This is a genomic window from Flagellimonas oceani (genome assembly GCF_011068285.1).
GTDB classification, from domain to species: Bacteria; Bacteroidota; Bacteroidia; order Flavobacteriales; family Flavobacteriaceae; genus Flagellimonas; species Flagellimonas oceani.
On the sequence record NZ_CP049616.1, the window covers coordinates 4,211,176 to 4,223,321 of the forward strand.

The window sequence follows — 12,146 nt, forward strand, 5'->3', positions numbered from 1 at the left end:
ACGGACAGCAAGGTTATTGGAAAACAGCCCCCGACCAGGGCAGTCTACAAAGCGCTTCTTTGGCCGATATTTCGCAAGCTACAAAAGTTTTGTCTTTGGATAGGAAGGCATTTTCTGAACAGATAAACTCTTTTTCCACCGCAAAATCGTTGGGCAAAGTGGTATACCTGCCCAATAGTGAAGGGACCATCGTTGCTTTCAATTTGAAGGAAACTTCGGTATTGCATCCCGACTTGGCCAAAAAATATCCAAATATAAAATCCTACACAGGCGTAAGTTCCGATGGAAAATATAAAGTGAAGCTCAGTAGTTCTCACAAAGGCCTGCAAACCATGATCGTGGATCTACGGCATAACAAAACGGCCTTTATGGAACCTGTTTCCAATGCTCCGGACACATATGTGCTGTACAGCAAGGAAGATGGCCTTTCTTCCGATAAAAGATTTATCTGCGAAACTGGTAAGGGTATATTTGGTCTTGCAGGCAAAACTTCAGGGAACACGGCAAAAACCATAGTTCCACTAGTCGATGGCCAAGTTTTGCGAAAGTATAGGATTGCAGTCTCGGCGTCGGGAGAATACACCCAAGATATGGGCGGTACCGTTGCGGATGCCCTGGCGGGAATAAATGCAACGCTAACACGCGTCAACGAAGTTTTTGAAACGGATTTGGGCGTCACTTTGGAGCTTATCCCCAACAACGATGAAATTATTTTTACCAATCCCAATACCGATCCTTACGGAAATAGTCTGAACTCGGAAGTACAGTCCGCCATTACCACGAGAATCGGTGAGGAAAACTACGATGTGGGCCATCTTTTTCACAAGGTAAACGAAGGGTTGGACAATGGAAATGCAGGATTCATCGCCTCGGTTTGTGTGGACAATAGAAAGGGGAGCGCTTTTTCCTCGGCCAATAATCCCCAGGGCGATGTATTTGATCTGGATTATGTGGCACATGAGTTGGGTCATCAGTTTGGTGCCAACCATACATGGTCCTTTGAGTCTGAAGGGACCGGGGTGCAAGCTGAGCCGGCAAGTGGTTCCACCATAATGGGATATGCAGGCATTGTCGAAGGAAACAATGTGGCACCCAGTGGTGATGATTATTTTCATTTTAACAGCATTCTCCAGATTTCTTCGTACTTGGAAACGACCTCCTGTGGTCAAACCGAAGCTTTGTTGAATTCACCACCAGTATTGACACCGGTCGATGATTTTATAATCCCAATGGGAACAGCTTTTGTTTTGGAGGGCAGTGCTACCGATCCCGATGTCGGCGATGTACTTACCTATACTTGGGAGCAGATAGATGACGGTCTGGTGACAACGGCATCTTTTGGCCCTACTAATCCCAATGGGGCCAATTTTAGGTCGGTGCCCCCGACTACGGATTCAAAAAGATACTTCCCGAGATTGACCGAGGTGGCCAATGGGAATTTAATACAGACCGACCCAACTACGGGAAGTGCATGGGAAACCGTTTCCCAAATTGAAAGAAACCTTGGTTTTGCCTTTACCGTTAGGGACAATGCAGCAGGCGGAGGACAGGTGGTGTCCGATGTGCTCAATGTAAGGGTTGTAAAAGCGGCGGGCCCCTTTTCCGTGACATCCCAAACAGAGGGGCAAGTGTACCAAGCAGGCTCTGTCCAAGAAATCACATGGGATGTGGCCAATACGGACATAGCTCCCGTCAATGCCCAGCATGTCGATATAGTTCTCTCATTGGACGGGGGGCTTACTTTTCCGGTAACACTTTTGGAGAATACCCTAAACGATGGTTCGGCGGAAATACTTCTGCCGGGAAACGTAACCAATGAGGGCAGGATTATGGTCAAGGCAAGTGATAATATCTTTTTTGCGGTCAATAGCGTCGACTTTGTTATAGAACAATCAGAAGTCGTACTGAATTTTGAATCTTTGGAATATGAGGTGTGCCAACCCGATGATATTATAATACCATTTGTGTACGAGACCTATGGGGGATTCAATGAAAACTCCACATTTTCGGCGGATGTTCCAGCCGGGCTAACGGCCAACTTTTCACCATTGGATGCGAGTGCGGATGAAACCGCTGTAGAGCTGACGCTGTCCAACACCAATGGTGTGGCACCGGGCGTTTACGATATTATGGTTACATCCACCTCTGCCTCGGTCACCAAAAATTTGGTACTTTCCCTTAAGGTACAAGATGGTACATTTTCAGATGTTACATTACTTTCGCCATCAAACGGAGAAATCGGAATTTCTTTGGATACAGAATTTAGCTGGCAGGGAAACCCCCTGTACTCGATTTATGATGTTGAGGTGGCCACAGATGCTGGATTTACCGAAATTGTCGAATCCGCATCTATTCCCTCTACAACTTTTAAAACCAATGGTCTTGAGGCCGAGACCGAATATTTTTGGCGGGTAAGGCCCAATAATGGCTGCGGCTCGGGAACGTTCGGCGCTCCCTTCAGTTTTACCACTGCTCAGGTAAACTGCAAGAACAGGGAATCCAAAGATTTGCCCATTTCCATTTCGTCGTCGGGCACGCCAACAATTACCACGTCTGTTTTGTTCGTGGAAGATTTGCCCATATCCGATGTCAATGTCAATTTGGAACTGGACCACACCTATCTGGAAGATTTGATCGTTACACTTATCTCGCCCATGGGAACAAGAGTGGTGCTGGTATCGAACACCTGTGGGGAGTTAAAGAATATTAACGCGGTTTTTGACGATGAAGGAGACCCGATAACGTGTACGGGCAACCCTGCCATCGCCGAAACCGTATCGCCAATTGGCTTTTTATCCTCGTTAAAGGGTGAATCCATTCAAGGAGAATGGGTTTTGGAAATACAGGATACCGCGGCAAGTGATGGGGGAAGTTTGATAGACTTTTCGCTGGATATTTGTATTGAGGGAAGCTACAGGCCCGATGAGGACGACGACGGTGTTTTTGATGATGGCGACGATCTTTGCCTTGGAACCCCCAAAGGAGTCGAGGTGGATACCAACGGATGTGCAGTTTATAGGTTTGCTTCCGACAATTTTGAAATAGAGATTGACAGCGAAACCTGCCGTAGCCAGGATGATGGTTCCATTACAATCCTTCCTGTAGATGCCTCCATAAATTATACCGCAATTTTAGATGGCCCAGATGGTGTAGAGTCCTTCGATTTTACCGAGTCACAAGTTTTTAGCGGTTTGTCCGCCGGAAACTACTCTATTTGTATTACCGGCACCAATGGGTTGGTAACCTATGAGGAGATATGTTTCAGCGCTGTGATCACTCAACCAGATGTGCTGGATATAGATGCATTGATAGATTCGGGCATCTTAAGTGTTGAATTGAGGGGCGCTTCGCTATACAATGTGGAACTTAACGGTTTGGTCACTCAAACTGATGCATCAAAAATAGAACTGGGACTTAAAGAGGGAGTCAATACGTTGCGCGTGTATTCCAACCTTCCGTGCCAAGGAGTAATGGAACAAACCCTATTTTATTCATCACGGCCCATCATTTCGCCCAATCCAGTGGATGCGGTTACCTCGGTTTATATGGCAGGGTATGAAGGCGATGTTGCTATACGGATATTTACCTCAAATGGTAGATTGGTCAGAACCGAAAACCGAAAGGTTGTGGGAGATGATTTGCAGTTGGACCTATCAGGGCTCACCAAAGGGATGTATTATCTAGGTGTTGAAAAAGGCGGTACAAAAGAAATGTTCAAACTCATAAAAAGATGATTCGAAATATAATTTGGTTATCCATTTTGGTCCTGTTGGCGGGTTGTGGGGGAGATGATGGACCACCTCCGGCGCCTCAGGGGGCACAATTGGTGTTCCCAGAAGAAAATTCTGAGTGTACCACCGGAACGGAAATCAACCAAAACACTACGCAGATCACATTTAGGTGGATGGCTTCCAACAACACTGACAGCTATACCCTTACCGTGGTTAATTTGGAGACCAATGTGCCGCAGAACATATCAACGGCATCTACTTCCGCCAGTTTGTCCATTTCCAAAGGAACGCCGTTTGCATGGTCGGTGACCTCGCGGAATTCAACATCCGATCAAGTGGCATCCAGTCCTACATGGTTGTTCTACAATGCAGGGGCGCAAACAACCTATGCGCCTTTTCCCGCACAACTGGAGCGTCCGGCATCTGGCGCGACCGTACAAAAAGACCTTGCGAACGAAGTGGTATTGGAATGGTCCGGCGCTGATGTGGATGGCGACATTGCCTCTTTTGAGGTGTTTTTCTCGGAGAGCAATCCGCCCATCACCTCTGTTGGCATTGCCAACGCAACGACTATGGCATTGCCTGTCGGGGTCGAGTCTGGAACCGTATATTATTGGAGGGTGGTCACCACCGATTCGGAAGGCAATACTTCAATCTCTTCGGTGTTCGATTTTAAAGTGCTCTAAACTATTTGCCATTGAATTGGTTCATGGTGTTTTTTGCACCAGCGAACACAAACGAACGGATAAGCTCGGTCGATAATTTTAAACGTTCCGGCATGGCTTTTTGTTGGTCATCATCCCATTTGCCCAAAACATAATCTACTTGTTGACCTTTTCCAAAATCGGAGCCTACACCAAACCTGAATCTATTGTAAGTGGTCGTCTGCAGGACGTTCTGAATATCCTTAAGGCCATTGTGCCCGCCGTCGCTGCCTTTTCCTTTTAAACGTATGGTGCCAAAGGGCAGGTTAATGTCGTCGGTGATCACCAAAATGTTGTCCAGACCAATATTCTCTTTGTCCATCCAATATTTTACCGCTTTGCCGCTCAAATTCATGTAGGTGGAAGGTTTTAGGCATACCACGCTCTTTCCTTTATGCTTAAATGTCGCTACGGCCCCAAGTTTGGCGCTTTCAAAAGTAAAATCCTCCTGTTCGGCCAAAAAGTCGAGGATTTTGAACCCAATGTTATGGCGTGTATCATCGTATTCGGTGCCTATGTTGCCTAGGCCAATGATCAAAAATTTTTTCATGGCGTCGTTTTCTTGCAGTAATTGATTTGGTTTGCCAAAAAGCTTATGGAAAAAGTTGGGCATCGGCTGTTAGGTATTTGCCCAAAAATACAAAAGCATCCCAATTTTTACCATGGTAAAAAAGGGATGCTCTTGAAAAAATCTTCAACGTGCTATTCCGCAGCCTCTGCTTCTGGAGCTTCACCACCTTCGGTAGCTTCTCCTTCCACTCCTTCTTCATCTTCGTCTTCAAGCTCTTCATCAACAGAAGTCCTAGAAGCCTTAACCTGAACGATAGCTGTGCTATCTGGGTGAAGGAATGTGTAATCGTCGCTTAGGATGGATTCCACGGCAATGGTCTGACCGATTCTCAACTTGGAAATATCGATGGTGATAAAATCCGGAAGCAAATCGGGCAATGCGCGAATGGAAAGCTTTCTTTTTCTGAAAAGCAGACGTCCACCGTTTCTAACACCGGGTGAGTTTCCTTCCAAACGTACTGGAATCCTCATGGTGATTGGCTTGTCTTCGAACAATTGATAGAAATCTATGTGAAGAATGTTGTCCGTGACAGGATGGAATTGAATATCCTGCATTACAGCGGCAAACTTTTCATCTTCCAATTCAATTACCACGGTGTGCGCATTTGGGGTGTACACCAAGTCTTTGAACGCGATTTCATCAGCTTCAAAATGCACTGGTTTATCCCCTCCGTAAAGCACGCAAGGGACCTTTCCAGCATTACGTAAGGCTTTGGTTGCAACCTTGCCCACGCTTTCTCTTTGGGATCCTTTGATTGTAATTGACTTCATTGTTATATATTAAAATTGATTTACATTAAAAATTTTGAAGATATCGATGTGTTGTGGTGAACCCTGTGCATAACATCTGCAAATAGGTCCGCACAGGACAATACCTTTATTTTTTCCTTATTGTGGTCTATCGGAATGGAATCGGTAACGATCAATTCCGATAATTGTGATTTTTCTATTCTTTCGTATGCTTTGCCAGAAAGTAATCCGTGCGTGGTAACGGCCCGTACACTTTCGGCGCCTCTTTCCATCATCAAATCGGCAGCTTTGGTCAGAGTGCCCGCCGTATCTACCATGTCGTCTACCAGTACCACATTTTTGCCCTGTACATCACCAATAAGTTCCATGTGTGAGATAACATTCGCCTTGGCCCGCTGTTTGTAGCAGATGACCACTTCGCACTCCAAAGCCTTGGAATAGGCGTAGGCTCTTTTGGAACCGCCCATATCTGGTGAGGCAATGCAGAGATTATCAAGATTAAGACCCTTTAGGTAGGGCAAAAATAATGTGGAAGCGAACAAATGGTCCACAGGTTTCTCAAAGAATCCTTGGATTTGGTCCGCGTGCAGGTCCATGGTAATGATCCTGGTGGCACCGGCGGTTTCCAACATTTTGGCCACTAATTTGGCGGCTATGGGAACGCGGGGCTTGTCCTTTCTATCTTGCCTGGCCCAGCCAAAGTAAGGCATAACCGCTGTAATGTGTCTTGCGGAAGCCCTTTTGGCTGCATCCAGCATCAACAACATTTCCATCAAATTTTCCGAACTTGGGTTTGTGGATCCAATGATAAAGATACGTGCGCCACGAATGGATTCCTCGAACGAAGGTTGAAACTCACCATCACTATAGCGTGAGAACTGGATTTTCCCCAATTCTGCACCATAGGAAGCAGCGATTTTCTTGCCCAGCTCAACACTTTGGGTACAAGCAAAAATTTTTGGTTCAGGAACTTGATAGGCCATTACAATCTCTTGTTAACTAGCGTTTTAAAGTACTTTTTTACAAGGAGGTGCAAATTTAAGAATTAAATTGGGTTGCTAAAGGATAAATCGAAGTATTTTTTGGTGATAAATAAAAATATTTTTTTAGCTTTGCACTCGCATTTGAAAATGTGGTGCCAGATGCCTTGGTGGCGGAATTGGTAGACGCGCTGGATTCAAAATCCAGTGTCTTCGGACGTGTGGGTTCGATTCCCACCCAAGGTACTAAAAACCCCGACAATTTTATGATTGTCGGGGTTTTGTTTTTTATTTTGAAGATAAAAGTCTTGGGAAATTATTTTATTGGTGTCCTTTTTATTCAATTATTTCTTGTTGACCAACAATACAGCGCCAATAAATTCAAGTGGTCTCGAAATCTTGGGAAGCACCTTGTTTTCTGTTTATTGATATACTTTTGTAAATTGAATAGCCAAGTGGAGACTATATTAAAAGTTAATGTGGTCGCCCTTGTAAAAAGTCCGATCAAGTAGGGTTATGGGTGTAATTAGAAAGACAAAAAAGGTTGAGGCATTGCGACAAATGTTCGCTGAAACGGACAAGGCGATATCGGTGGTGACCTTGGTGGACACTTTAAAGGGAAGCATGAACAAGTCCACGGTGTATCGCATACTGGAAAGGTTGGAAGAAGATGGTATTGTTCACTCCTTTAACGATACGGATGGCCTAAAATGGTATGCAAGCTGCAAGGGCTGTTCCGAAAAGGAACATTCCGATGCGCATCCCCATTTTAAATGTACCCATTGTGGAAACATGGAATGTTTGCCCGTGGATGTGCAAATACCCACGATTAGCGAGTATGCCATAGAATCATCGGAAATTATTTTGGTAGGTGAATGCGCAGACTGCCGGGCATAACTTCAAAATCCTTACGGGCCATACGATAAAACGTAATGCCCCATTCCGTTGGTATTCCGTTCGTAGGCCTATCATAACGAATCGACTTGAAGGGTATGGCAAATTCCGCGTAGTACCCTGTATCCGTACGTTGTGTACGTACGCTCCATAGGGCATTCCAGTCCGAGTCCGTATTGGAATCATTGAAACTCTGCTGGTCCAGTTGATTTCCGTAGGGCGTAGTCTGAAACGAAATGGCATATTGTCTCGTATTCTGCGCATCTATCTGAATACCAAAAACGTCGTTTTCCCCATTGTTGAAATCGCGGCGAAGATCTTGTATCCGAATGCCTTTCTTCCCAAGGGAATCCATACAAAAAACACCAAAGTACAGGTTTCGGTCATCGTACAGAACCTTCACCGATGTAGGGTTTTTTATGTCCCCGCCCTCTGGGCCGGCTCTACCCTGAAAAAGTCTGAAACAACCTCAGCATTGTCCCAATCAGGTTCGCTCAGGTTGCCATCTATGGATATTTTTCCCTCGGTCCTAGTTGCAGATAGGACAATAGGGGTTTCCGGCGGTGGAAAATTGTTGTTTCCTTCTTGAGCGAACGTAGACCCAGTTGTAATTAAGGTCAAAATGAAAGGAAAAAGAACCTTTAGCGAACGTTTTGATGGTTTCATGGTTGGTGGTTACGGTCAATCGGTTGGTTTTAAAAAGTATTCTCTACTTCTGCAGCTTCGAGCATGAGGTAGTGCAGGTCGGTATTCTTCACAAATGGCTTCAACAATTGACTTCCCGGTCCGTACATGGCCAGTTCCACGTAATCCGCCGAGTGCTGCATGCTTATCCAACTTACCGAATTGTGCTGTTTTTGGATTTCTGCCAAGGCACTAAAGGGCAAATGTTTTGGATTGTACAGGCCATCTTCGGCATCAAGGGAACCATAATAGCTTAATAGGGTTGTAGCTTCCTCATCTGTCAATTCAAAACCGTTGGCATATTCGACGCGTTCCTTTACGCTGCCAACGGATGTTTCTTTGCCGATACCGTTCAAAATCCACTCGTTGGTATGCTTGTAGTTTTGTATGGAGTCAAATAGATTATTGGCATATTTCCCGTAGATGAGACCCGGGTTGGCATTTCCGTGGTCCGTAGTGATGATGATCAAGGTCTCCTCATCTTTTTCCGCAAAGTCCATCGCTACTTTGACCGCCTCATCAAAGGCCACCTGATCGTACAGCAACCCGGCAACATCGTTTGCATGTGCGGCCCAGTCCACTTTGCCCCCCTCTACTTGGAGCACAAATCCGTTGGCACTGCCTTTTAGGTTTTCAATGGCCTTTTGGGTCATTTCGGCCAAACTGGGCGTGTTTTCCTCTAACTCGCCATTGTTTTCCCTGTCTTTGGCATAGGGTAGGCCATTATTGTTAAAAACCCCCAGGATGGATTTCTGCTGTGGAGCCTTCAACATTTCATTCTTGGTTCGGGCCACGTAATAATCTTTGCCCTCAAAGGCGGCATACATATCCTTTCCATCCTTTCGCAGATCCGCCGAGAAGTATTCGTTGCCACCGCCCATTAGCACATCAAAACCATGTTCCAAATATTTTTCCGCAATGGATTCTTGGTCGTTCCTGGATTTTTGGTTGACACAGAAACCCGCTGGCGTGGCATGGGTAATGGGAACGGTGGTTACACAACCTGCCTTTTTGCCCACAGCCTTGAATTTTTGCCAAATGGGAAGGTGCGGCTCTCCATTGATCCCTATGTTCAGACCTCCATTTTTGATCCTGGAGCCTCCTCCCCAAGAGGAACTTGCCGCGGCAGAGTCAGTTATAATAGAACTTGCCGAAGCCATATCCATAAGGGCACGGGAAACTTTATTCTCTCGGTACAGGTTGAGCCAGTTGCTGCCCTTTCCTGTTTTTCTGGAAAGATAGAGGTCGGCCATGTTAAGGGTGCCCGTACTCATACCGTCGCTAACCAGCATAATAATGTTCTTGGCCTTTTTTCGCTTCCAGCTGGTTTCAAAATCGGAAGCCCTAAGAGACTCGAATGGTGTAAAAAGTGAGGCCCCGAGAGCTGATAATGTTCCGTTTCTGAAAAATTTTCTTCTGTTCATTCTTTATAGTGTTATTGTTTTTTAATTCATTTTTTGTGCTACACAATCGGTAAGGATGTAATTGAAATGTTGTACATCGTCGGCATTGAGCTTAAGGGTTCCCGTAACGTACAGTATATCGTCGGTGTTAAAATCCGGTTTCGACTTAAATTGAAGTTCCATGGCGGTTTCCGGACCTCCCATCCCACAAAAGAAGCACGAGGCCATTGGGTTTTTGGAAAGGATGAACAATTTACCGCTGGGGTCAATGTTTAAAAAGTATCCGGTTATGGCCACCTTTTTGCCTTCAAGGGATTTCATATGCTTGCTAAACTCCGGATACAGGAAATGTTCACCGTAGGCAGGGAAAAACTTCTCTGTATAACCGATTCGGGCCAAATCCCACCAATTAATTTCTGTTTGTGCGAAGCATGTCGCGGAGGTTAAAAGGAAAAAGACTGCCAAAATGTTATTTTTCATGACTCAATATTTTTGATATGTTCATTTTAATGATCGGATAAATGGCAAGTATAATGGACAATAGAACCATTAATAGTACCAAGGTCCCTGTTTGCAGCACTTCTTGGTATTTAAGTTGAAGCGGCATAGTTTGCTTGTATTGGTCTGTTATCATTTTAAAAATGAAATAGACTCCTATTTGCGATAGCAGCAGACCAATAACAAAGGCCGTACCGGCAATCATAAAACCTTCGTATGCCACCATTTTGACCAATTGGAACCTGTTGGCCCCATAGCTGCGCATTAGGGCAAGGTCAAAGGCCCGGTCGCGTACCATGCGGTACAGACTTATAAATATGGTAATGCAGGAAATAATAAGAATTGCATAGGCAATCCAAGTCACGGTCCTGACCCCGACACCGGTAAATTGGTACAAACGTTCCAGTTCAAATTTTGGGAGTGCCGCTTGCATATTGGTGTTTTTATTAATGGTCCGCGGAATATTCAATAGGGCCATGGGGTTCCTGAACGAAACCAGCAATGATGTGATTTCCTGTCCGTGTGCCTCTTCATCATGATGGGGCTCCGTTTTCTCGCTTTCTTGAGAATTGTTTTCATTATGATGTTGATGTACCAGTTCTCCATCGTGATGTTCCTCTTCTTTTATGTGGAGAACATCCTCCTCATGTTGATGATTGGATTCACCTTCATTGTCCATACTTTCATCACCATGGTCATGTACATCCCAAATGGTCTGGAGTCCGGTAACGATCAAGCGGTCCATTACCTTATGTGTAGGGTTATAGATGCCCACTACCGTCAAAGGCGTTTCGTGTGTATGCCCCCCTTTTTCGGCAAGTCCATGGGAACTTTGAAAGGTGTCCCCGATCTGTAGCCCAAACTTTTCTGCTACGGTAGATCCAAGAACAACTTCCATGGGTTTTTCCATGGACCTTCCCTCTTTTAGGCTGGCATTGTACAAGGTGGAAAACTCTTGGGTGGTACCAACGATCCTATATCCCTTATAATTGTCTCCGTAGGAGATGGGCACGGCTTTTTGCACCATTGGATTTTTCATCAGGCCTTTCGCCTCTTCAAAAGGTATGTTTCCGGTAGGATTATCTACGTGGAGCACCGATGCGAGAACCAATTGAAGGGGGCTCCCCTTGGCACCAACTACCATATCTATCTCTCCTAAGTTGTTGTCCAGTTGGTTTCTGAAGGATTTGTCCAATTGTTGGATGCCCACAAGAAGGGCAATACTTACCGATAGCGTTAGGATGGCCAAAAAGGTGTAGAGGGGCCTGAACCTAAAATTTCTTATGCTGATCTTCCAAATGTTCATAGTTCCAATTTGTTGTTGAACATGGGTTTTATCCGATGGTCATGGGTTATTACAATTAAATTGGCGCTATTGATCTCGGCCTGCTCTATCAAAAGTTGCATTACCTTGCTGCAATTGTCGTCGTCCAAACTGGAGGTGGGCTCATCGGCCAAGATTATCTGCGGGTGGTGTACAATGGCCATGGCAATGCCCAGTCGTTGCAATTGTCCCACGCTCAGCTCCCTTATTTTTTTGTTTTTGCAATCCAATATATCCAAGTGTTCCAATAAGTCCTTGATCAAGGTTTGGGATATGCTTTTTTTGGCAAAGAAGAGCCTGGCTTCAAGATTTTCGATAACACTGAGGGATTGTATGGCGTGATTGCCCTGGAAAACGATTCCAATATTCTGTCCCCTGAACCTGTCCATCTCTTTGTTGGAAAGTTGATGTACGGGCACTTCGTCAATTTTGATGCTTCCGTCCTTGGGGTGGAGCATGCCTGCCAAAAGATGCAACAAAGTTGTCTTGCCAATCCCCGATTTTCCTAGAATTAGAAGGTTTTGGCCATTTTCCAAAGAAATATCCGGAAACTTAAAGACGGTATCTTCATTGTCATATTTAAATGTTAGGTGCTCGGTCCTTATCAT

General features: G+C 45.1%; 12 protein-coding genes and 1 tRNA gene. 4 read left to right on the forward strand and 9 right to left on the reverse strand.

The annotated features are described in order from the left end of the window. Positions 1 to 95: 95 nt before the first annotated feature. The gene (locus GVT53_RS19080; protein ID WP_240905080.1) at positions 96 to 3,734 is read left to right on the forward strand and encodes a reprolysin-like metallopeptidase; all 3,639 of its coding nucleotides are present in this window, start codon (positions 96 to 98) and stop codon (positions 3,732 to 3,734) included. Then, positions 3,731 to 4,417, forward strand: coding sequence for a hypothetical protein (locus GVT53_RS19085; protein ID WP_166250070.1), 687 nt, complete (start codon positions 3,731 to 3,733; stop codon positions 4,415 to 4,417). Before GVT53_RS19080 ends, GVT53_RS19085 begins: the two co-directional genes overlap by 4 nt. 1 nt (position 4,418) lies before the next feature. Here the strand turns inward: GVT53_RS19085 and pth are convergent, their stop codons facing one another. From pth to GVT53_RS19100, 3 genes are all read right to left on the reverse strand, one after another. Further along, on the reverse strand, positions 4,419 to 5,048 hold the full coding sequence (gene pth, locus GVT53_RS19090; protein ID WP_166250071.1) for an aminoacyl-tRNA hydrolase: 630 nt from the start codon (positions 5,046 to 5,048) through the stop codon (positions 4,419 to 4,421). A gap of 89 nt (positions 5,049 to 5,137) precedes the next feature. Continuing rightward, entirely contained in the window at positions 5,138 to 5,776 is a 639-nt protein-coding gene (locus tag GVT53_RS19095; RefSeq protein WP_166250072.1) for a 50S ribosomal protein L25/general stress protein Ctc, read from the reverse strand. A 20-nt stretch (positions 5,777 to 5,796) separates the two neighbouring features. After that, the gene (locus tag GVT53_RS19100; protein ID WP_166250073.1) at positions 5,797 to 6,738 is read right to left on the reverse strand and encodes a ribose-phosphate pyrophosphokinase; all 942 of its coding nucleotides are present in this window, start codon (positions 6,736 to 6,738) and stop codon (positions 5,797 to 5,799) included. Between the two features lie 161 nt (positions 6,739 to 6,899). Here GVT53_RS19100 and GVT53_RS19105 point away from each other — a divergent pair. Both GVT53_RS19105 and GVT53_RS19110 read left to right on the forward strand, forming a co-directional pair. Continuing rightward, positions 6,900 to 6,981 (forward strand) — tRNA-Leu (locus tag GVT53_RS19105). Positions 6,982 to 7,251: 270 nt separating this feature from the next. Further along, positions 7,252 to 7,632: a Fur family transcriptional regulator gene (locus GVT53_RS19110; RefSeq protein ID WP_166250074.1), complete on the forward strand. Its 381-nt coding sequence runs from the start codon at positions 7,252 to 7,254 to the stop codon at positions 7,630 to 7,632. Here GVT53_RS19110 and GVT53_RS20970 read toward each other — a convergent pair. Genes GVT53_RS20970 through GVT53_RS20980 form a run of 6 tightly spaced genes read right to left on the reverse strand, consistent with a single transcriptional unit; the run spans position 7,595 to position 12,146 of the window. Next, positions 7,595 to 8,032, reverse strand: coding sequence for a carbohydrate binding family 9 domain-containing protein (locus GVT53_RS20970; RefSeq protein WP_205791769.1), 438 nt, complete (start codon positions 8,030 to 8,032; stop codon positions 7,595 to 7,597). The two genes, GVT53_RS19110 and GVT53_RS20970, sit on opposite strands and share 38 nt — an antisense overlap. A gap of 14 nt (positions 8,033 to 8,046) precedes the next feature. After that, complete coding sequence (locus GVT53_RS20975) at positions 8,047 to 8,295, reverse strand: DOMON domain-containing protein (protein ID WP_205791771.1); 249 nt, start codon at positions 8,293 to 8,295, stop codon at positions 8,047 to 8,049. A gap of 29 nt (positions 8,296 to 8,324) precedes the next feature. Next, on the reverse strand, positions 8,325 to 9,737 hold the full coding sequence (locus tag GVT53_RS19120) for an alkaline phosphatase (RefSeq protein WP_166250075.1): 1,413 nt from the start codon (positions 9,735 to 9,737) through the stop codon (positions 8,325 to 8,327). A gap of 21 nt (positions 9,738 to 9,758) precedes the next feature. Continuing rightward, positions 9,759 to 10,196: a hypothetical protein gene (locus GVT53_RS19125; RefSeq protein ID WP_166250076.1), complete on the reverse strand. Its 438-nt coding sequence runs from the start codon at positions 10,194 to 10,196 to the stop codon at positions 9,759 to 9,761. Further along, entirely contained in the window at positions 10,186 to 11,520 is a 1,335-nt protein-coding gene (locus GVT53_RS19130; protein WP_166250077.1) for an ABC transporter permease, read from the reverse strand. Before GVT53_RS19130 ends, GVT53_RS19125 begins: the two co-directional genes overlap by 11 nt. Next, entirely contained in the window at positions 11,517 to 12,146 is a 630-nt protein-coding gene (locus GVT53_RS20980; RefSeq protein WP_205791782.1) for an ABC transporter ATP-binding protein, read from the reverse strand. The genes GVT53_RS19130 and GVT53_RS20980 overlap by 4 nt, the downstream gene beginning before the upstream one ends.